At 64.0% G+C, this 21,032-nt stretch carries 14 protein-coding genes; 8 read left to right on the top strand and 6 right to left on the bottom strand.

All coding sequences use genetic code 11. The features are described 5' to 3' along the window. Positions 1-41 precede the first annotated feature (41 nt). The 3 genes from ACP7EG_RS10645 to ACP7EG_RS10635 are packed head-to-tail and all read left to right on the top strand — an operon-like array spanning position 42 to position 5,668. Complete coding sequence (locus ACP7EG_RS10645; protein WP_426087562.1) at positions 42-1,280, top strand: TolC family protein; 1,239 nt, start codon at positions 42-44, stop codon at positions 1,278-1,280. A 13-nt stretch (positions 1,281-1,293) separates the two neighbouring features. After that, positions 1,294-2,499 (top strand): efflux RND transporter periplasmic adaptor subunit, encoded by a 1,206-nt coding sequence (locus ACP7EG_RS10640; protein WP_426087561.1) that lies wholly within the window; start codon positions 1,294-1,296, stop codon positions 2,497-2,499. A 25-nt stretch (positions 2,500-2,524) separates the two neighbouring features. Next, a complete protein-coding gene (locus ACP7EG_RS10635; protein ID WP_426087560.1) occupies positions 2,525-5,668 on the top strand; it encodes an efflux RND transporter permease subunit in 3,144 nt (1,047 codons plus the stop codon). 62 nt (positions 5,669-5,730) lie between these two features. Here the strand turns inward: ACP7EG_RS10635 and ACP7EG_RS10630 are convergent, their stop codons facing one another. Then, complete coding sequence (locus ACP7EG_RS10630) at positions 5,731-6,240, bottom strand: hypothetical protein (RefSeq protein ID WP_099760825.1); 510 nt, start codon at positions 6,238-6,240, stop codon at positions 5,731-5,733. 367 nt (positions 6,241-6,607) lie between these two features. Between ACP7EG_RS10630 and ACP7EG_RS10625 the strand changes: the two genes are divergently transcribed. Beyond that, positions 6,608-7,243: a PEP-CTERM sorting domain-containing protein gene (locus ACP7EG_RS10625; protein ID WP_426087559.1), complete on the top strand. Its 636-nt coding sequence runs from the start codon at positions 6,608-6,610 to the stop codon at positions 7,241-7,243. A gap of 78 nt (positions 7,244-7,321) precedes the next feature. On the opposite strand, the gene ACP7EG_RS10620 is transcribed toward ACP7EG_RS10625, so the two are convergent. After that, positions 7,322-7,558 carry a hypothetical protein gene (locus ACP7EG_RS10620; protein ID WP_157750893.1) on the bottom strand — a complete coding sequence of 79 codons (237 nt, stop codon included), beginning with the start codon at positions 7,556-7,558 and terminating at the stop codon, positions 7,322-7,324. Between the two features lie 211 nt (positions 7,559-7,769). On the opposite strand from ACP7EG_RS10620, the gene ACP7EG_RS10615 reads away from it, so the two are divergent. Beyond that, positions 7,770-8,144, top strand: a complete 375-nt coding sequence (locus ACP7EG_RS10615; RefSeq protein ID WP_081344931.1) for a hypothetical protein — start codon at positions 7,770-7,772, stop codon at positions 8,142-8,144. On the opposite strand, the gene ACP7EG_RS10610 is transcribed toward ACP7EG_RS10615, so the two are convergent. Continuing rightward, on the bottom strand, positions 8,145-11,150 hold the full coding sequence (locus ACP7EG_RS10610; RefSeq protein ID WP_426087558.1) for a sensor domain-containing diguanylate cyclase: 3,006 nt from the start codon (positions 11,148-11,150) through the stop codon (positions 8,145-8,147). A 300-nt stretch (positions 11,151-11,450) separates the two neighbouring features. On the opposite strand from ACP7EG_RS10610, the gene ACP7EG_RS10605 reads away from it, so the two are divergent. Continuing rightward, positions 11,451-12,134, top strand: coding sequence for a helix-turn-helix domain-containing protein (locus ACP7EG_RS10605; protein WP_426087557.1), 684 nt, complete (start codon positions 11,451-11,453; stop codon positions 12,132-12,134). On the opposite strand, the gene ACP7EG_RS10600 is transcribed toward ACP7EG_RS10605, so the two are convergent. Together ACP7EG_RS10600 and queC are read right to left on the bottom strand one after the other, a co-directional pair. Then, positions 12,118-13,023: a sterol desaturase family protein gene (locus tag ACP7EG_RS10600; RefSeq protein ID WP_426087556.1), complete on the bottom strand. Its 906-nt coding sequence runs from the start codon at positions 13,021-13,023 to the stop codon at positions 12,118-12,120. The genes ACP7EG_RS10605 and ACP7EG_RS10600 overlap by 17 nt on opposite strands. Positions 13,024-13,104: 81 nt before the next feature. Then, complete coding sequence (gene queC, locus ACP7EG_RS10595; protein ID WP_426087555.1) at positions 13,105-13,818, bottom strand: 7-cyano-7-deazaguanine synthase QueC; 714 nt, start codon at positions 13,816-13,818, stop codon at positions 13,105-13,107. A gap of 223 nt (positions 13,819-14,041) precedes the next feature. Between queC and ACP7EG_RS10590 the strand changes: the two genes are divergently transcribed. Then, positions 14,042-15,940, top strand: a complete 1,899-nt coding sequence (locus ACP7EG_RS10590) for an autotransporter assembly complex protein TamA (protein WP_426087554.1) — start codon at positions 14,042-14,044, stop codon at positions 15,938-15,940. Next, the gene (locus ACP7EG_RS10585) at positions 15,940-20,364 is read left to right on the top strand and encodes a translocation/assembly module TamB domain-containing protein (RefSeq protein WP_426087553.1); all 4,425 of its coding nucleotides are present in this window, start codon (positions 15,940-15,942) and stop codon (positions 20,362-20,364) included. Before ACP7EG_RS10590 ends, ACP7EG_RS10585 begins: the two co-directional genes overlap by 1 nt. A 247-nt stretch (positions 20,365-20,611) precedes the next feature. Here the strand turns inward: ACP7EG_RS10585 and ACP7EG_RS10580 are convergent, their stop codons facing one another. Beyond that, positions 20,612-20,851 (bottom strand): hypothetical protein, encoded by a 240-nt coding sequence (locus ACP7EG_RS10580; protein WP_034753464.1) that lies wholly within the window; start codon positions 20,849-20,851, stop codon positions 20,612-20,614. Positions 20,852-21,032 lie beyond the last annotated feature (181 nt).

Raw genomic sequence — 21,032 nt, 5'->3', positions numbered from 1 at the left:
CGCGTCCCGTCGAATTCTTTTTCCGTACCTTGGAGAATTCGATGCACCGATCCATCTATCTGTTATGTCTCTCCGCTGGCCTGCTGGCCGGCAACTTTGCCCACGCGCAATCTAGCGTGGAACCCGCCGCGCCCCTGACCTTGCCCGCCGCGCTGCGACTGGCCGAAGGCGGCAACGCCACTCTGTCGGCCGCCCGCCATGAACTGGCGGCGCAAGGGGGCGCCCTGCAACAGGCGCGCGCCCTGCCCAACCCGGAACTGCAAACCGTGCTGGAAGACACGCGGCGCGCCACGCGCAGCACCACCGTGCAGCTCAATCAGCTGATCGAACTGGGCGGCAAGCGGGGGGCGCGCACAGCCGTCGCCCAGCGCGGCGAAGACCTGGCGCAAGCCGGCCTGTCCCTGCAGCAAGCCGACACGCGCGCGCTAGTGACCACCGCCTTTGTCGACGTGCTGGCGGCGCAGGAAGGCTTGCGCCTGGCCGACAGCGCGCAGGCGCTAGCCGCGCGCGCCAGCGACATCACGGCACGCCGGGTGACGGCCGGCAAGGCCTCGCCCGTCGAGGAAACCCGCGCCAAGGTCGCAGAAGCGAGCGTGCGGCTGGAATTGAACCTGGCCCGCAGCACCCTGGCCAGCGCGCGCAAGCGCCTGGCCGCCCTGTGGGGCAATGCCACGCCACGCTTCAGCCTGGCGGAAGGTCGCCTGGAAACCTTGCCCGAGCTGCCGCCGGCCAGCGAACTGGCGGCGCGCCTGGCCCAGGCACCCACCGTGCGCCAGGCGCACAGCGCACTGGCGCAGCGGCAAGCCATGCTGGACGTGGAACAGCGGCGCGCCACGCCCGACGTCACGCTCAGCATCGGCATGAAGCGCTCGGAAGAGCTGGGCCGCAACCAGGCCATCATCGGCCTGGCCTTGCCGCTGCCTTTGTTCGACCGCAACGCGGGCAACAAGCTCGACGCCTTGCGCCGCAGCGACAAGGCCAGCGACGAGCTGGCCGCCGCACGCATCGCCGTGCAGACGGCCGTGGCTGCCGCCACCGAACGCCTGGCCACGGCCCGGCTCGACGTGGAAAGCTTGCGCCAGGACATCTTGCCCGGCGCCCAAAGCGCCTACGACGCGGCCAGCAAGGGCTTTGAGTTCGGCAAGTTCGCCTTTCTCGACGTACTCGATGCCCAGCGCACCTTGCTGCAAGCCAAAAACCAATACCTGCGCGCGCTGACCGAAGCGCAGCACGCCGCCGTCGAAATCGAGCGCCTGCTTGGCGCCCCCGCCTCCCTGTAAGGAAACGCCATCCATGAACATCACACTCAACAAAAAACAGACGATCGCCATAGTCTCCATCGCGGCCGCCGGCATCGTGCTGGCCATCCTCATCCTCGGCACGGGCAAGTCCAGCGCCCCGCCAGCGCCTGCCGTCAAGGCGGAAGCACATGCTGAAAAGAAAGACGAACACGGCCACGAAGAAGTGGAAGGCCGGCTGGAATTGACGGCGGCGCAAAGCCGCGCGGCCGGCGTCGTCATCGCCACGGCCGCGCCCGGCCGCATCAAGACGACCGTCGCCCTGCCCGGCGAAATCCGTTTTAACGAAGACCGCACGGCCCACGTCGTGCCGCGCCTGGCCGGCGTGGTGGAAGCCGTGCACGCGGACCTGGGCCAGCTGGTGAAAAAGGGGCAAGTACTGGCCGTCATCGCCAGCACGGAGCTGTCGGAACAGCGCAGCGAATTGCTGTCGGCGCAGCGGCGTTTGTCGCTGGCCCGTTCCACATATGAGCGCGAAGAAAAACTGTGGCGCGAAAAAATTTCTGCCGAGCAGGATTATCTGCAGGCGCAGCAGGCGTGGCGCGAAGCGGAAATCGCCGTGCAAAATGCGCAGCAAAAGCTCAACGCGCTGGGCGCCAGTGGCGCTGCCAAGGGTCCGCTGAACCGCTACGAGATCCGCGCGCCGTTCGACGGCATGGTGCTGGAAAAACATATCACCCTGGGCGAAGCCGTCAAGGAAGACGCGAACATCTTCGTCATTTCCGACCTGTCGACCGTGTGGGCGGAAATCGCCGTGCCGGCGAAAGACCTGGCCACCGTGCGCATGGGAGGCAAGGCGGAAGTCAAAGCCAGCGCTTTCGATGCCAGCGCGCAAGGCACGATCACCTATGTGGGCGCGCTGCTGGGCGAGCAGACGCGCACGGCCAAGGCACGCATCAGCTTGCAGAATCCCGACATGGCCTGGCGTCCGGGCCTGTTCGTCACGGTGGAAGTGGTGTCCGGCGAAGCGGACGCGCCCGTCACCGTGCAGAGCACGGCCATCCAGACGGTGGAAGACAAGCCCGTCGTCTTCGTGCAAGTCAAGGAGGGTTACCAGGCCACGCCCGTGGTGCTGGGGCGCAGCGATGGCACCTTGACGCACATCAAGCAGGGCCTGGCCGCCGGCACGCCGTACGCGGCGCAAGGCAGTTTTGTCCTGAAATCCGAGCTGGGCAAAGATTCCGCCGGCCACGAACATTGATCACGTCAAAGCTAAGGAAACCATCATGTTTGAACGCTTGATCCGCTTCGCCATCGAGCAGCGCTGGCTGGTGATGCTGGCCGTGGCCGCCATGGCTGGCCTGGGCATCTACAGCTATCAGAAGCTGCCCATCGACGCCGTGCCCGACATCACCAATGTACAGGTGCAAATCAATACCCAGTCCGCCGGCTATTCGCCGCTGGAAACCGAGCAGCGCGTCACATTCCCCATCGAGACGGCCATGGCCGGCTTGCCGAATCTGGAACAGACGCGCTCGCTGTCGCGCTATGGCCTGTCGCAAGTGACAGTGATCTTCAAGGATGGCACGGACATCTATTTTGCGCGCCAGATGATCAACGAACGCTTGCAGGAAGCCAAGGAAAGCTTGCCGGCCGGCATCACGCCGAAGATGGGTCCCGTCTCCACGGGCCTCGGTGAAATCTACCTGTGGACGGTGGAAACGCAAGACGGTGCGAAGAAGCCCGATGGCACGCCGTACACGCCGACGGACTTGCGCGAAATCCAGGACTGGATCATCAAGCCGCAGTTGCGCAATGTCACGGGCGTGACGGAAATCAATGCCATCGGCGGTTACGCCAAGCAATACCAGGTGGCGCCCTACCCGGAAAAACTGGCCGCCTACGGCATCAGCCTACAAGACGTGGTGACGGCGCTGGAACGCAACAACAGCAACGTGGGCGCCGGCTATATCGAACGGCAAGGCGAGCAACTGCTGATACGCGCGCCGGGCCAGGTGGCATCAAAAAACGACATCGCCAACATCGTCGTCGCCAATGTGCAGGGCGTGGCGATCCGCATCCGCGACGTGGCCGACGTGGTGCTGGGGCGCGAACTGCGCACGGGCGCGGCCACGGAAAACGGCCGCGAAGTGGTGCTCGGCACGGTCTTCATGCTGATCGGACAGAACAGCCGCGCCGTCTCGCAAGCCGTCGACAAAAAGATGATCGAGATCAACCGCAGCCTGCCGAAAGGCGTGCACGCCGTCACCGTGTATGACCGCACGGTGCTGGTCGACAAGGCCATCAATACGGTGAAGAAAAACCTGCTCGAAGGCGCCGTGCTGGTGATCGCCATCCTGTTCCTGTTCCTCGGCAATATCCGCGCGGCAATCATCACGGCCATGGTGATTCCGCTGGCCATGCTGTTCACGTTTACGGGCATGGTGCAATACCATGTGAGCGCCAACCTGATGAGCCTTGGCGCGCTGGATTTCGGCATCATCATCGATGGCGCCGTGGTGATCGTGGAAAACTGCGTGCGCCGCCTGGCCCATGCGCAGCAAAAACTGGGGCGGCCGTTGACCTTGCAGGAACGTTTTCATGAAGTGTTTGCGGCATCGCAAGAGGCGCGCCGCCCCTTGCTGTACGGCCAGCTGATCATCATGGTCGTGTACCTGCCCATCTTCGCGCTGACGGGCGTGGAAGGCCGCATGTTTACGCCGATGGCCCTGACGGTGGTCATCGCATTGCTGGGCGCCATGCTGCTGTCGATTACTTTCATTCCCGCCGCCGTGGCGCTGTTTATCGGCGACAAGGTAGCGGAGAAGGAAAACGCCATCATGCGCGCCGCCAAGCGCTGGTATGCGCCGCTGCTGGGCAAGGTGATGCGCAACACGCCCGTCGTGTTGACGGGCGCGGCAGTAGCCGTCGTGCTGTCCGGCTTGCTGGCCACGCGCATAGGCAGCGAATTCGTGCCCAGCCTGAACGAGGGCGACATCGCCATCCAGGCCCTGCGCATCCCCGGCACCAGCCTGAGCCAATCGCTGGCCATGCAGCAGCAGCTGGAAAGCAAGCTGATGAGTAACCACAAGGAAATCGCCCGCGTCTTCGCCCGCACGGGAACGGCCGAGATCGCGTCGGACCCCATGCCGCCGAATATTTCCGACGGCTACATCATGCTCAAGCCCCGCGACCAGTGGCCGCAACCAAAGAAATCGCGCGAGCAATTGCTGGCGGAAATCGAAGCGACGGCCACCAGCTTGCCGGGCAACAACTATGAGTTTTCGCAACCGATCCAGCTGCGCTTCAATGAACTGATTTCCGGCGTGCGCAGCGACGTGGCCGTGAAACTGTTCGGCGACGACATGCTTGTCCTCGACAGTACGGCGGCGAAGATCGCTAGTGTGCTGGGCAAGATACCGGGCGCAACAGAGGTGAAAGTCGAGCAGACGACGGGGCTGCCGATGCTGACGGTGCAGATCGACCGCGAGCAGACGGCCCGCTACGGTTTGAATATTGCCGACGTGCAAGCGGCGATTGCCACGGCCATCGGCGGGCAAGAGGCAGGCACCCTGTTCCAGGGCGACCGCCGCTTCGACATCGTCGTGCGCCTGCCCGACAGCCTGCGCAGCGACCTGGAGCAGCTGAAACGCCTGCCCATCGCCCTGCCCCTGGGCGCAGCGGCGGAAGGCCGCGCGCGCTTCATCCCGCTCGGTGAAGTGGCCAGCCTGCAAGTGGCGCCGGGGCCGAACCAGATCAGCCGCGAAGACGGCAAGCGCCGCATCGTCGTCAGCGCCAACGTGCGCGGACGCGATATCGGCTCGTTTGTCGCCGACGCCACGCAGCAGTTACAGGCGCAAGTCAGCATTCCTGCCGGCTACTGGACCAGCTGGGGCGGCCAGTTCGAGCAATTGCAATCGGCCACGAAACGCCTGGAACTGGTGGTGCCCGTGGCGCTGGCGCTCGTGTTTGTGTTGCTGTTCGCCATGTTCGGCAACGTGAAGGATGGCTTGCTGGTGTTCAGCGGCATCCCGTTCGCCTTGACGGGCGGCATTGTTGCGCTGTGGCTGCGCGACATTCCCATGTCGATCTCGGCCGCTGTCGGCTTCATCGCCCTGTCCGGCGTGGCCGTGCTCAATGGCTTGGTGATGATCGCCTACATCCGCCAGCTGCGCGAACAGGGCATGCCCTTGCAGGATGCCATCCGTGAGGGGGCAATCACGCGCCTGCGGCCCGTGCTGATGACGGCGCTGGTGGCCTCGCTGGGCTTCGTGCCGATGGCGATTGCCACGGGCACGGGCGCGGAGGTACAGCGTCCGCTGGCCACCGTGGTGATCGGCGGCATCCTGTCGTCGACGGCCTTGACCCTGCTGGTGCTGCCATTGCTGTACCGGCTGGCGTACCGCCGGCAAGAGGTAGGTCGGACGTAGGTCGGATTAGGTCCGAAGGGCCGTAATCCGACATCACCACTGGCGCCGGTGGTGGCGTCGGATTATGGCCGGCGGTAGCCGCCCTCGATCCAGTTCGCCGCTGCGGTAGCATTGAACTTGAAGGCGGCCGAAGTGCGCACCTTGGCGATCTGTTCGCCGTCCGCGTCATAGGCGCTCAGTTCCGCGTACGGGTGCTCTTCGTCGGGCACGATGTCGAACATCACCTTGATTTGTCCCTCGTCGGTGGCGACGAACAGGTTCTTGTGCAATTGCGCATGCAGCTGCTGCTCGTGGCGGCGCAGCACTTCCGAGGCCGTCTTGACCAGCGTATTAAACGCGTTGACGTCGAGCGGCTTCGGGTTTTTCTTGTCGCGGCCCATGGTCCACGGCCCCACCAGCGCCGGCTCCGGCTCGCCATCCTTGATCATGGCCACGGCCCAGCCTTCATCTTCCTCATTCTTGATCACACGCGCCGTCCAGCCATTGCCTACCCACAGGCGCGGCTCCTGGATCGGGGCATCATTATCCTGCTCGGCTGCTTCGTCGGAAAAGTCGGGGAAATCGGTACTCATGGCGGTGCTCGTGATGGAAGGTCGGGGCTAGCATGATAGTCGAAAATGCCCGCCCGTGCCGCCTTGCCGTAAGGTAAGGCGCGGCCCGCCATAGTCGATCTCGGCAATAAGACAAGCTATCAATCTAGTAGTTTTATTCTAGCGATCGACCTTTGATATTGCTCAACTAAGACTATTATTATTTTGCAATCTGAATTATGTTTTTTATATTTCAAATATTGCATTTAGTAATGCTTGGCCTCAAGAAATTCTTTCATCATGCGACGTCCCTCATCCCCGCACGCCGCCTTGCATCGCCACGCCAAGCACTTCTGCCTGTCCTGATCAAAACAGCTGCGTACACCTATAAATCTTTGAGGGAATAAACATGAAAATCTTGTCCACACTGGCATGCGCGACGCTCGCTGCCGCCGCCGGCAGCGCCAGCGCCGTCCCCACATTTACGGCTGGCGGCACAGCCCTGGCCGGCGAAGGGCTGGTGACATCCGTTGCAGGTGCTACCACGATCAATTTCAACAGCGGCATCCTGCCCGCCAACTACGTCGACGGCGCGCTGTTCACCGGCACGAACAGCAACCATGCCGCGCCTCCTGGCGATATGAGCAAGTATTTGTCGGCAGGCACTTCTTCCGACCAGTTCTCGCCCGTAACCGCCAACTTCAGTAGCGGCTTGAGCTATTTTGGCTTCTACATGGGTTCGCCGGACACGTACAACAGCGTGACCTACACCTTTGCCGACCACAGCTCGACCACACTGACGGGCACGCAACTGGCAGCGCTGGCCGGCGATCCCGCCAACGGCAATCAGTCCGTGGGCCTGTACGTGAATGCCTTCGCCGGCGTTGGCAGCAAGATCACCTCGGTTGCCTTCCACTCCACGCAGAATGCCTTCGAGACGGATAACCACGCCTTCATCACCGCCGTGCCGGAGCCGGAAACCTATGCCATGCTGCTGGCCGGCCTGGGCTTGCTGGGTTTCATGCTGCGCCGCAAATCTTCCTGACGCAGGCAGGTACTGGCAAAAGCCCGCGATGCGGGCTTTTTCACGACCAGGCCAGGCGGCTGCCGTCCGCCGGTGCCGTCAGCACATGGACATGGCAGGCCGGTTGGGCCAGGTCAGCGGCGGACCGGGCGGCACCCAGCGCGGGTCGATGGCTGGCAGTGGCGCATGGTAATTAAAGGGATTGATGATGATCGGCGGTATCGCCGATGGCGCGCCGACGGGCTCGGCGCAGGACTGCGGGGCGCTACGCTGGCGCGTGGTTCGATGGTGGGAAAGGGATAGCGATTGATCCCCGGTATCTGCAAACAAAAGCATGTTGCCCTCCTTGCGAGACTGAGGTATTCAGTATAGGACGGCTTGCGCATATTACAAGAAAAGAAATCTTGTTACAGATCAGTGTTTTCTGCCCGTACAGACCTCCCATACCGTGAAAATGACGGCCTGTCGCACGCCGCTGGCGGCCAGCCCGGCGTGTCCCTACAGTGTGATCATGCAACACCCCCTCCCCCACACACTGAGGCTCACCATGAAAAAATTACTCACCTTCGTCCTCATCGTCATGCTGGCCTGCCTGTTCCTCGACAAGGTCGGTGGCAGCGACATGCACATGCAGTTCAACGGCGACGAGATCGACGGACCGCTGGAGTGGCTGTTCGGCCTGGTGTTTGCCGGTGGCGGCTTGCTCGTCGCCGCCATTGCGCTGGTGTGCGCCGCCGTCGTCACGGGCGTGGTCCTGGCAGGAGTGGGCGTGGTGCTGATCGCCGTGCTGGCACTCTGCGTGGTACTGGTGCTGGCGCTGAGCACGCCCGTGCTGCTGCCCCTGTTGATTCCCGTCGCCATCGTCTGGCTGATCGTCAGCCGCAAGCACAAGCAGGCACAAGCGCATCAGCACAGCCTGTAATCACTGCGCCATGAACTTGCTGAGCACGCCGTCGCTGCCGCCGTCATTCTGTTCGACGCGGTTGCGCCCGCCCCGCTTGGCCCTGTATAACGCCTCGTCGGCGCGTGCCAGCACGGCGTCGCAATCGGCATCCGTGCCGGCCATGGCAGCCATGCCGATGCTCACCGTGATGGTGATCAGGATGCCACCATCGGTAGTCAGGGAACTTTCCGCCACGCGCCGGCGCAAGCGTTCGGCAAACACGGCCGCCGCCGCCAGGTCGGTGCCCGGCAGCAAGATGGCGAACTCTTCGCCGCCCACGCGGCCCGGCACATCGACCTTGCGCAGCGCCTGGCACATCAGCGCGCCCAGGTGGCGCAGCACGGTATCACCCACGGCGTGGCCATACTCGTCGTTGACGCGCTTGAAGTGATCGATGTCGAGCATCAACACGCTGGCGCAACTGGCCAGTTCGCGCTGCAGCCGTGCATGCTCATTTTCCAGTGCCGCCATGAAGTGGCGCCGGTTCGGCAAGCCCGTCAAAAAATCGGTGGTGGCCAGTTGCAGCAGTTCCGCATTCATGCGCTTGCGCTCGGTGATATCGAGCGAGGACACCATGACAAAGTCCAGGCTGTCGGCATGGCCGGGCATCACCAGCAAGCTCAACTCATTTTGCCGCGCCGCGCCATCGAGACGCAAGAAGCTGCTCTCGCACTCGTACAGGTGGGCGCCGCCAGCCAGCGCCAGCAGCGCATCGCCGAAACGGGGCAAGGCGCTGGCATCGAAATTCTGCGCCAGGCCCAGCGCGCCGCGGCGCTGGTCGCCCTCGTTGGCGCGTACCTGCGCCAGCGCGGCGCCGTTCGCATCGATGATGCGCACCAGCCCCGCCAGCCGCTGCAGCGCGTCCGGATTGGCCTGGAAGTGGGCGCCCAGGTCGCGCACGCCCGCTTGTTCAAGTGCATCGAGCGCGGCGCGCACGGCCGACCAGTCCTGTTCCCACAGGGCCACGGGCGCATGGTCGTACAGGCTGCGGAAACGCGCTTCGCCGGCGCGCAGGGCCAGCGCCACCTGCGCCTGTTCGATGGCCATGCCGGCCAGGTGCGCCGCCTCGCTCAGCCGCGCCAGATGCGCAGCACCCGGCAAGGTGGGCTGGCGGTGATACGCCATCAGCACGCCCAGCAGCTTGCCCGAGCCGCCACGCACGGGCTCGGCCCAGCACGATTGCAGCTGGGCCCGCCACGCCAGTTCCATCGTCTCTTGCACATTGGCAGCGGCATGCAAGTCGCCCACGATCACGCGCTGGCCATCGCGCAGCGCTTGCGCGGCGATGCCATGCACGCCCTGCAGGGTGTCGAGGTCATGGCCATGACTGGACAGGTTGAAAAACGCGGGCAAGCTGGGCGCCGCGCCCAGCACCAGGCGGTGGCGGTTTTCATCGAGCAACAAGATGCTGCACAGCATGGCGGGATGGTCGGCTTGCACGCTCAGCACCACGCTTTCCAGCACCCGTTCCAGCGGTGCGCCCGTGGCCAGCATTTCCAGCACTTGCCGCCGCGTGTGCTCGCGCCGTTCCATCTGGCTGCGCTCGCTGATGTCGCGGAAAGTCCACAAGCGCGCCTGTTCATTGCCCAGCTGCATGCTGCGCACGTATTGCTCGACCACCCGTCCATCGCGCAGGTGCAGCACGTCGCGCCGCTCGCGGTGGCCGTGCGGCGCGTGGGCGCGTGCTCCCAGGAAAGGCGCCGCCTGCTCCAGCTGGCTTTCCACATGACGCACCAGTGCCGCGCCGTCCGCTTGCCAGTCGAGCGCATCGGGCACTTGCCACAGGTCGCGGAAGCGCCGGTTCGAGGTGAAGATGCGGCCTGCGATGTTGTCGACCAAAATGCCGTCGATGGTCGAATCGAGGATGCTGCGCAGCATGGCCTGACTGCGCTGCGCCGCCTCGGCCATCGCCAGCACGCTGGCCTGGCCCTGCTCCAGCTGCTCCGTCAGCTGGCTCGAACGCGCCAGCGCCGCCTGGGCGCGGGTGCGGCCCGCCGCCAGCAGCCAGGCCGCCAGCGCCAGCACGCTGCTGGCCAGCAAGCCGGTCCAGGCCACCAGGCGGGGCCGCGCCAGCAGCTCGCCATCGAAGCCCGGCATGGCGCGCACGCGCAAGGTCCAGGCATGGCCGGCGATGCTGATCGCCTGCTGCGACACCAGGCTGTCCGACGTGGCCGCCGCCAGCATGTCCGGCAAGCTGTCATACATCAGGGCCGCCTCAGCCTGTTGCGCCCCATCATAGATTTCCAGGTCCAGCTGGCGCGCCCCCTCGCCGCCCACGCCCGCCATCAGGTCGACCATGCGGAACGGCGCAAACACCCAGGCGCGCAAGGCGGCGCGCCGCTGCGCCACGCTGGCACGCGGCAAGCCATTGTCATACACAGGCAGCACGACCAGGAAGCCATGCGTCTGGGCACTGCCGCCATCTTGCACCAGCTGGATCTTGCCCGTCATGGCCGCTTGCCCCGTGTCGCGCGCCTGTTCGAGCGCGGCGCGGCGCACGGGTTCCGACCAGATGTCATAGCCGAACGCCAGCAAGTTGCTTTCGCTTAAAGGTTCCAGATAAGTGATGGGCGCATGCCAGGCGCGCTGGCCCGGTGGACGCACGGCATAGCCAGGATAGCCCTCCGCGTGCACACTCGCTTCGTGCCGCGCCAGCCCGGCACCGGGTAACAGGGGCAGGTAGCCGATGCCATGGATGCCAGGAAAGTGCCGGTCCACCTGCTGCACCGCCAGATAGGCATGGAATTCGCTGCGCGTGACGTCCTGCGAACTGGCATACAGTCCCTGCACGCCGTGCAGCACCTGGATGTAGGTCTGCATGCGCACGACGATGTTGCCCACCAGTTCGCGCACGCGGAAGTCAAAATCGGCCTGCACCTGCTGTTCGCTGGCATCGTGGGCATTGCGCCAGGCACCATACGTCAGTCCCAGGCACAGCGCCAGCACCAGCGCAGCCAGCACGCGCGGCCCCACCCAGTGCGACACTGATCGAGCAAACCACGACGTAGACGCGCGTGTAGGCATGACAGGCGGACAAGCAGAACGGACATCAAACCGCTACACGGCCAGCAGCATGGCTGGCAGCGGGCTGCACGACTACCGTCGGTAGTCGATGAGAATGATAGTACGTTACAGCGGGCGCCCTTGCAATGCTGAATATTGTATTAAAAAAATCACAAATTTCGCAAATGCAATAATGTGTACTTCGGGAAAATTCGATGCCGTGACAACCATCCTCCGTCCGCCGGCATGAACGCCCCGCAATCCATCACACAGGAGCATCGCTTGCACGACGACCGCTGGCAGGGAAGCTTATGGCTGGCGCCGGACTTTGCCATCTTGCATGGCGCAGTAGGCGCCACGGACAGCCACGCTCATTACGCGCATCAGTTGATGCTAAGCACGGGTGCGCCCTTCACGGCAGAGCTCGACGGCATCGTCCACACGGCGCGGCACTTGCTGGTCGAGAGCCTGCACCCGCACGCCATCCTGAGCGCGCCAGCCTCCATGCTGACCATCTATGCGGAACCGCAGCGCCTGGGCGGCCCGGCCCTGCTGGCAGCAGCCGCCAGCTCTGGCGCGCCCAGCCTGGACAGCCTGGCCGCCGCGCTGCAGGCACAGCCGCGCGAGCAGCTGGCCGACGCGCGCGTGCAGCGCGCGCTGGACCAGGTTGACGCGCTGCTGTCCGGCAAAGTCAGCGCGGCCGCCCTGGCCGAAGCGGCGCATTTGTCGCTGAGCCAGCTGGAGCGCCTGTTCAGCGCCCAGCTGGGTCTGCCCGTGCGGCGCCTGGTGCTGTGGCGCCGCTTGCGCCTGGCCATCCGTTTTATCTTGCTCGGCGGTACATTGACGGATGCGGCCCACGGCGCCGGTTTTGCCGATGCCGCGCATTTTTCGCGCACCATGCGCAGCCTGTTCGGCGTGCGCGCCGACCGCAGCTTGCGCCAGTTGCAAGTCACGCTTCTCGACTGAGACCCTGGCGCAAGCCAGCCGGTAGCTCGGGCGAGCGCACGCCCTCTTCCGCGCGGAACGGTTCAATCAATTGCGGCAGGTAGGCCACGGGATAATCGGGACGGCTGCCGATACCCAGGTCCTCGCCCCGCATGCGATAGTCCGGCGCGTCGAAGCAGGTGCCCAGCAAGCGGTCCCAGCACGTAAAGAACAGGCCGAAATTCACGTCGCCGGCCGTGCCGTATTTCATGTGGTGGAAACGGTGCAGTGGCGCCCAGGCAAACACGTGGCGCAGCGGCCCCATGCGCATGTCGACATTCGCGTGCTGCAGCAACAACTGGATCGCCACGGCAAACGCCAGCACGGCCATGACGGTTTCCGGTATGCCCAGCAGCAGCAAGGGCAGCATGCCGCCCGCCGCTTCCAGCAGCAGGTGCAGCGGGTGTTTCATCCAGCCATTAAAACCGTACAGACGCTGCACGCTGTGGTGTACGGCATGCAGTTTCCACAGAAAGTAGTAACGGTGGCTCAGGTAATGCACCAGGGTAATGCCACAGTCGGCGATGAGGATGGCCAGCAGCAATTGTACCCAGAACGGCAGCTGGCCGGGCCAGAACGGGCCCAGCGCCAAATGGCCAGCCAGCAGGGGAAAAGCAGCCAGGCCCGGCAGGTACAGCGCCTCGTTGACGAGCGCGTGCAGCACGTCGCGCCAGCCGTCGCCGTGCGCATGGTTCCACGCGCCGTCGTATGGCAGATAGCGTTCGGCAAGAAAGGATGTGAGCAGGGCCAGCAGCAGCAAGGGCGGCAAGACCCAGAGGGAATGTTGGCGAACCGCAATTAACCAGGCGGCGGCGCCGATGAAGCCGGCCCAGAAGACGGGGCCGTACAGCGCGGCAAAGAGGGATTTCATGGCAAGGCGCTCCTGTGGCAAAAACCACAGCATGGCTTGTCCCCCTGCCGCGCCGCTTGAAGAAACGGCGCAAGCTGTTGCTTACTTGGCTGCCTTCCTCGCCGCGTATTGCTGGTAGCCGTTCGCGCGCAGGGCACAGGCAGGGCAGGTGCCGCAGCCATAACCCCAGTCGTGCAATTGCCCCCGCTCGCCCAGGTAGCACGTGTGCGTGCCGCTGCGGATCAGGTCAACCAGCGGCTGGCCGCCCAAGTCTTCCGCCAGGTCCCAGCTTTGCGCCTTGTCCAGCCACATCAGCGGCGTTTCCAGCTTCAGCCGCGTATTCATGCCCAGGTTCAGCGCCACTTGCAGGGCCTTCATCGTATCGTCGCGGCAATCCGGGTAGCCGGAAAAATCCGTTTCGCACATGCCGCCGACCAGCACCGTCAAGCCGCGGCGGTAGGCCACGGTGGCGGCCACCGTCATGAACAGCAAATTGCGCCCGGGAACAAAGGTGTTCGGCAAGCCGTTTTCCTGCATGACGATCTCGACGTTCTGCGTCATGGCTGTATCGGAAATGGCGGAAATCAAGGACAGGTCTATCATGTGATCCTGCCCCAGGCGGCTGTCCCACTCGGGCGACTGCTGGCGTATCTGCTCGAGCACGCCGGGACGCACCGTCAGTTCGATCGCATGGCGCTGTCCATAGTCAAAGCCGATGGTTTCCACGCGGCTATAGTGCTTGAGGGCCCAGGCCAGGCAGGTGGTGGAATCTTGTCCACCGCTAAAGAGCACCAGTGCGGAATCCGTTGCTAGCATAATTTCTTTCTTTTCAGTTTTATTCTGTTCCAATAGTGCGCGGGAAAACGTGATTCCCAGCGCAAAAAATACTTATTCGTCCGCCATCAGTTTACCTATTCCGGTAACATGCAGTCAGCATTTACTCATCTGGAGCACCATGTTTTCTGCACGACCCATACGGCATACGGCTGCCGGCAAGGCGATACGACCACGAATTTTGGCACAAGTAGTGACAAAAGTAATGGGTCAACTGACACTGGCCGCCGCCGGCGGTGCCATCTTGCTGTTCCCGATCGCCCATGCTGGCGCCCAGGAGGGCACGCAAGATGCTGCTCCGGAGAGCGCCAGCGCCACGGAAGCGGCACCGGCGCCGCTGCAGTACGAGGTCAAGGTCAACGCACCGGGCGACCTCGACGAGTTGCTCGAAAAAAACCTGGACCTGGAACGCTTCCGCGGCAACCCGCGCATGGACCGCGAACAATTGCAGCGCCTCGTGCGCGATACACCTGAGCAAGCCAAGAACCTCGTCGCCACGGCCGGCTATTACACGCCCGTCGTCACGGTGCGCGTCGATACGACGGGCGCCAAACCCGTCGTCATCGTCGACGTCGACCCGGGCGAACCGGTGACCATCGACAAGGTCGAGCTGGAATTGCGCGGCTTCGACCCCACGCCGCCGCTGGCTGCTTCCGAACCCTACGATACGGAAGCGCTGAAGCGCAGCTGGTCGCTGAAGACGGGCAGCGTGTTTCGCCAATCCGACTGGGAATCGGCCAAGCGCGCGCTGCTGCGCGAAGTGGTGCAGACACGCTACCCGCGTGCCCAGCTGGTCGACACGCAAGCCGTGGTCGATCCGGAAACGCACAAGGTCTCGCTGCTGGTGGTACTCGACAGCGGCCCCGAGCTGCGTTTCGGCGAGCTGCGCATCGAAGGGCTGAAACGCTACGATGCCAACATCATCCGCAACCTCGACAAGATACGCCCGGGCGACTATTACAGCGAATCGGCGCTGCAATCGTTGCAGGCGCGCCTGCAGGACACGGGCTACTTTGCCAGCGTGGAAGTGAGCGCCGACATGAGCAGCATCCTGGGCGAGCAGATCGAGGCGGGCCAGGAAAGCCAGCAAGCCGAGGTGGCCGGTGCCACTGCCGAAGCCAAGCCCGTCAACCGCGGCCCCGCGCCGCTGCTGCCGCTGGTGGTGCGCGTGACGGAAAACAAGCAGCAGAACGTCAGCGCCGGTCTCGGTTTCAGTACGAATACGGGCAATCGCGCCCAGCTCAACTATGACAACCTGAACGTGTGGGGCACTCGCTTCAAGAGCGCCCTCACCATGGAAACGAAGAAACAGGCGGCGCACGCCAATTTTTACTTTCCAACGACCGAGCGCGGCTATAACGACAGCGCCGGCGCCTCGTTCGAACGCAGCGACATTTCCAACGAAATCACGGCCGTCACCACCATCTCGGCCAAGCGCAACTGGGGCGGCACCAACCTCGAGCGCAGCCTGACGTTCGAGTTCCTCAGCGAAGACAAGACGGTCGTGGGCCTGGAACAGACGCGCAGCAAGAGCTTGCCCCTGACCTATGCCATCACCAAGCGCAGCCTCGACAGCCTGCTATTTCCCACCAAGGGCTATGTCATCAATGCCCAGGTGGGCGGCGCCCTGCTGCCCGTGCTGACGGACGAGCGCTTCGTGCGCGTGGCCGGCAAGGCCGTGTATTACCGTCCGCTGGGTGAAAAAGGCGAGCTGATCGTGCGCGGCGAAATGGGCGCACTCGGTTCGAAGGAAAAACGCGGCGTGCCGGCCGTCTACCTGTTCCGCGCGGGCGGCGACCAGTCGGTGCGCGGCTATGGCTACCAGGAACTGGGCGTGAAGGAAGGCGACGCCACCATCGGCGGGCGCTACATGCTGACCGGCAGCGCCGAATACCAGTACTGGTTCAAGCCGAAATGGGCGATTGCCGCATTCTATGACGCCGGTAACGCGGCCGACACCGTCAAAGCAGCGATGACGCCGAAATCGGGCTACGGCCTGGGCGGGCGCTACAAGAGCCCCGTCGGCCCCATCAATGTCGACGTGGCATACGGCCACGCCGTCCAAAAATACCGTTTGCACTTTTCTCTGGGATTCACTTTCTGATGTCCGATATGACTACCGAGGCGCCGAACGCGGCGCCCCAGCCCCCAGTAAAAAAACCGCGCCGGGTGTTGCGCTATGTACTGATCGCCGTCGCCAGCCTGGCCGTGCTGCTGGGTGGTGCCTTCTGGTTCCTGGGCCGCGAATCGACCTTGCAGATGCTGGTGCAAAAAGTGGCCAGCGCCAGCGGTGGCGAAATCGCCGTCACGGGCGTGTCCGGCTCGCTGTACAACCGCATGCACCTGGGCCACGTCAGCTACCGCAGCAAGACGCAGCACATCACGGCCGACAACATCGACATCAACTGGTCACCGTTCCAGTTCTTTTCGGAAGGCATTGCCATCAGCGAACTGCACGTGGCCAGCCTGTCCGTGGCAAGCACGGCGCCGTCCGAGGAACCGTCGACGATGCCGGCCAGCCTGGCCTCGCCGTTCAAGATCGGCATTGCCGACGCGCGCCTGGACAAGGTGACCTTGGTCAGCGCGGGCGGCAACACGGTGTTTGAAAAAATCCATTTCACCTTGTCGGGCGACAAGACGCAATGGCAGCTGGAAGACGCCTCGGCCCTGACGCCGTTCGGCCAGGCCACGGCCAGCGCGACGATTGCCGCCACGCAGCCATTCAAATTGTCAGGCAAGGCGGGCTTGACGCAGCTCAATGCCGCCGCCGGCGAAAAACCCGCCGCCTTGCATCTGCAGCTGGGTGGCGACTTGAACGTGCTGAACGTGACGGCCAAGGGCAGCGCGGGCGCGGCCACGGCCGACGCCCAGCTGGCGCTGGCGCCGTTCGACCCCGTCATCATCCTGCGCTCGGCCAGCATCCGTGGCCGCAACATCAATCCGGGCAAGTTCGACGCGACTTTACCGCAGGCGGACCTGAGCCTGGAACTCGATGCCGCCATCGACACGCGGCCAACCAAACAAACCGTGTCGGGCAAGCTGGCCATCCTCAACCACGCCACGCCCGGCCCCATCGACCAGCAAAAGCTGCCGCTGCGCCAGTTCGAAGCGCGCCTGGGCGGCACCCTGACGGCCACGACGCTAGAGTCGGCCATCATCGATTTCGGCAACGCCGGCAAGTTCACGGGTAGCGGCAAGCTCAACCGCGACGCCGTTGATGCGCCCATCGGCAACGCGCAGCTGACCTTGCACACAGACAAGATCGACTTGCAGCACATGTACAGCAGCATCAACAGCACCAAGATCGTGGGCGACATCGTGCTCGACAGCGACGGCAAGACGCAAACCTTGCGCGCCAAGCTCGGCGAAGCCAAGCTGCGCCTGGACGTGGAAGCCACCCTCGCCGATTCCTTGGTGCAACTGCGCAAGGCCACCTTACAGGCAGGCAAAAGCAGCGTCAACGCGACGGGCCAGATCAGCCTGAAGGATGAACAGCCCTTCAAGGCCGTGGCCAACGCCAGCCGTCTCAATCCCGCCGACTTCGGCGCCTTCCCTGTGGCCGACCTGAACCTCGACGTGCGCGCCAACGGTCACGTGGCCCCCAAGTGGCTGGCGAATACGGACTTCACCGTGCGCCCCAGCAAGCTGCTTGACCAGCCTTTGTCGGGCAAGGGCAAGCTGACGGCCGATGCGGCCCATTTCAGCGGCATCGACGTGCAACTGGCGCTGGGCAAGAATAATGTCACGGCCAAGGGCAACTTTGGCGGCGCCGGCGAAAAGCTCAACTGGAACGTCGATGCGCGGCAACTCTCCGCCCTGCAGAGCGACTTGCTGGGCGCCGTGCAAGCCAGCGGCGTGGTGCAGGGCACGCTGCAGCAGCCGCGCACGACGTTTGTTGCCGATGCAAAAGGACTGGGTTTGACTAGCGGCAAGCGCCCTGCGCCTGACAGCGCCATCCACGCCAGCGGCGACGTGGGCTTGACGGGTCCGAAGAAGGAAGCGGAACTGAAAATGACGGGTTCCTTGCAAAAGATCAATCCGGCCGCCTTCGGCGCGACATTACCCAACGGCAACGTGAATGCGGACTTCAACGGCAGCGGCCGCCTGACCAGCGACTGGCAAGTGGCCCTGAACCTGGCCCTGCGCGAATCGACCCTGCAAAACGCCCCGCTGGCCGGCTACGCCAAGCTGTCGGCCAACGCGAAACGCATCGACAGCGTGGATGCGGAACTGCGCCTGGGGCCGAACAGCCTGCTGGCCAAGGGCGCGCTAGGCGGCGCCACCGACAAGCTGACGTGGAAACTCGACGCGCCGCAATTGTCGACCCTGGGTCCCCGCTTTGCCGGCGTGCTGCATGCCTCCGGCTCCGTCAGCGGCAAGATGGACGCGCCGGCCGCGCAACTGAGCCTCGATGGCAAGGATCTGACCTTCTTTGGCGACCAGCAATTGAAAGCCGTCAAAGGCAGCGCCAGCGTGGGCGCCGGCCAGGGCGCGCTCGACCCCATGGTCAGCGCGCTGGACATCACGGGCTACAGCACGCCCACCTTCAAGCTGGGCAGCGCCCGCCTGGGCACGACGGGCACGCGCGGCAGCCATACGGTCAGTTTGACGGCGCGCAATGACGATTTCGATGCCAGCGTACAAATCCGCGGCAGCCAGAGCGGTGCCGCCTGGACGGGCACCATCGACAGCCTGCAAAACAAGGGCCGCTATGCGCTGGTGCTGCAAGCGCCCGTGCCCGTGAAAGTGGCCGGTCCCGCCGGCAGCGGCGTGGCGGGCCTGGGCCAGCCTGAACAGATCAGCGTGGGCAACGCCGTCATCAAATTGCCGGCAGGCAGCATCAGCATGCAAAGCCTGGTCAAGAACGGTCCCCGCTGGAGCAGTTCCGGCCAGGCGGCCGGCGTGGCCCTGACCTATCTGGCGCAAGTGATTCCCTCGCTGCAAGCCAATGCGCGCAGCGACCTGACTCTGGGCGCGCAATGGTCGCTCGACATGCAGGTGCCGACGGCCAAGCAAAAAGACCCGTCGTTGGCCGGCATGCTGCACATCTACCGCGAAAAAGGCGACGTGACGGTGGGCGTGGAACAACCGCTGGCGCTGGGACTGCGCACCTTCGATGCCCGCGTGGATGTCGCCAACCAGCAGCTGCGCCTGGCCGTGAAACTCGATGGCGCGCGCGCGGGCCAGAGCGATATCAATGCCACCGTGCAAATGCTGAATGGGCGCATCAGCAATGACAGCGCCCTCTCGCTGACGGGCACCACCAGCATCGATACACTGGCCTGGCTGGCGCCGCTGACGGGCCAGCCGGGCCTGGAGCTGGGTGGTGCCTTGAAAGTGGCCCTGTCCGGCAGCGGCACCATCGGCGCGCCACAATTGAATGGCGACATCAACGGCAGCAAGCTGCTGGTGAACTGGGCCGACCAGGGCTTGAAATTGCGCAATGGCGTGCTGCAAGCCAAGCTGGCTGGCGATCAGCTGCAACTGCAGCGCCTGAGCTTTGACGGCGGCGACGGCAAGGTGCAGGCTGATGGCTGGGTGCGCTTTGCGAATGGCGAAGCGAGCCTGGAACTGAAACTGATGGCCGACCGCCTGCAAGCGCTGTCGCGCCCCGACCGCACCTTGATCCTGTCGGGCAACAGCACCCTGGTGCGCAACGACAAGCGTTTCAGCTTCGAGGGCAAGTTCAAGGCCAACCGCGCGCTGATCGAACTGGCGCCGCAAGATACCCCGACGCAAAGCAGCGACGTGGTGGTGCTGGGCAAGGAAGTCAAGGGCGGCAAGGAAGCGCCTTCGCTGCCTCTGAATATCGACCTGGAATTTGACCTGGGCAATGCCTTCCACCTGCGCGGCATGGGTATCGATGCCGACCTGGCCGGCAATGTGCGCGCCAGAGTCATCAACCGCGCCGCGCCGCGCGTGACGGGCAGCATCAAAGTCACCAGCGGCCAGTACGCGGCCTACGGGCAGAAGCTGTCGATCGAACGGGGCTTGATCGCCTTTACGGGCGCCTACGACAACCCGTCGCTGAACATCCTGGCCGTGCGCAAGCGTCCGGAAGGCGAAGCCTTGTCGGAAACGAATGTGGAAGCGGGCGTGGAAGTGCGCGGCACGGCCCAGGCGCCGACGGCCAAGCTGGTGTCCACGCCGAGCGTGTCGGACAGCGACAAGCTGGCCTGGCTGATCCTCGGCCATGGCGCGGAAACGGCGGCCGGCGATGAAATGGCCCTCTTGACGACAGCCGCAGGCGCCCTCTTCGGCGGCTCCGGCGGCGGCTTGCAGGGCAAGCTGGCCAGTTCGCTGGGACTCGATGAAGTGGGCCTGTCGCAGGCGCAAGGGCTGGAAAGCACCGTCGTCACCGTCGGCAAGCGCCTGTCCTCGCGCGCCTACCTGACGTTCGAGCAAGGCACGAGCACGGCGACGAGCCTGGTGAAACTGCGTTATAAACTGAACCGCCGCATCACCCTGCAATTCCAGACCGGCACGAACAATGCGCTGGACGTGTTGTACACGTGGGCGTTTGATTAAACTGGCGGTGGCCCACCATCCTGGCGCCAACGATGTTGTCGGATTACGCGCAAGCGCTAATCCGACCTACGGTCCATGCGCATGCGCGTAGGTCGGATTAGCCCGCAAGGGCGTAATCCGACAATATTGTTGGCCAAGGCGTCAAGACAGCGCGTAGGTCGGATTAGCGGCGCAGCCGCGTAATCCGACACCACAGAAACAACAAAGGGCGCCTCGGCGCCCTTTTCTTTGCTCTACCGCAAACGGCTTACTCGGCCACGTCGAGCCCCCGCTCGATCATGCCTTCGACATACGCGCGCAGATATTGCTCCAGCGCGGGGCCGGACAGCACGTTGGCCGTCAGCGCGCCGTGCGGCGAACCTTTCAGCACGCCGTCGTGGTACACGCGCGCAATCCAGGCCACGTCCGCGCCCTGGGTGTAATCGAGTTCATAGTCGAACGATTCTCCGCTGACTTTGCGTGTGTAGACTTCCTTGACAATTGCCATCTGAAACAGCCTTTCTTGAGGAGATTAACTAAGTAATCCTCAGGAAATTATTATGAAATTATGACGAACAGAACCGGATGCTATGCAAGGCGCCCGCTGCGACGCAGTGCGAGCACTGCTAGCAGCGGGCAACGCCGCAGAGCGCCGGTTATGGAAGTCAGAAATCATAATAATTTATTGG

Source organism: Janthinobacterium sp. PSPC1-1, from assembly GCF_049897625.1.
GTDB lineage: Bacteria > Pseudomonadota > Gammaproteobacteria > Burkholderiales > Burkholderiaceae_D > Janthinobacterium > Janthinobacterium tructae.
Note: the sequence above shows the minus strand (reverse complement) of the source record. Positions and strands in the feature narration are given on the sequence as shown.

Coding starts and splice junctions, on each gene's coding strand:
- ACP7EG_RS10645 (WP_426087562.1), top strand. CDS start 42: ATGCACCGATCCATCTATCTGTTATGTCTCTCCGCTGGCCTGCTGGCC.
- ACP7EG_RS10640 (WP_426087561.1), top strand. CDS start 1,294: ATGAACATCACACTCAACAAAAAACAGACGATCGCCATAGTCTCCATC.
- ACP7EG_RS10635 (WP_426087560.1), top strand. CDS start 2,525: ATGTTTGAACGCTTGATCCGCTTCGCCATCGAGCAGCGCTGGCTGGTG.
- ACP7EG_RS10630 (WP_099760825.1), bottom strand. CDS start 6,240: ATGAGTACCGATTTCCCCGACTTTTCCGACGAAGCAGCCGAGCAGGAT.
- ACP7EG_RS10625 (WP_426087559.1), top strand. CDS start 6,608: ATGAAAATCTTGTCCACACTGGCATGCGCGACGCTCGCTGCCGCCGCC.
- ACP7EG_RS10620 (WP_157750893.1), bottom strand. CDS start 7,558: ATGCTTTTGTTTGCAGATACCGGGGATCAATCGCTATCCCTTTCCCAC.
- ACP7EG_RS10615 (WP_081344931.1), top strand. CDS start 7,770: ATGAAAAAATTACTCACCTTCGTCCTCATCGTCATGCTGGCCTGCCTG.
- ACP7EG_RS10600 (WP_426087556.1), bottom strand. CDS start 13,023: ATGAAATCCCTCTTTGCCGCGCTGTACGGCCCCGTCTTCTGGGCCGGC.
- queC (WP_426087555.1), bottom strand. CDS start 13,818: ATGCTAGCAACGGATTCCGCACTGGTGCTCTTTAGCGGTGGACAAGAT.
- ACP7EG_RS10590 (WP_426087554.1), top strand. CDS start 14,042: ATGGGTCAACTGACACTGGCCGCCGCCGGCGGTGCCATCTTGCTGTTC.
- ACP7EG_RS10585 (WP_426087553.1), top strand. CDS start 15,940: ATGTCCGATATGACTACCGAGGCGCCGAACGCGGCGCCCCAGCCCCCA.
- ACP7EG_RS10580 (WP_034753464.1), bottom strand. CDS start 20,851: ATGGCAATTGTCAAGGAAGTCTACACACGCAAAGTCAGCGGAGAATCG.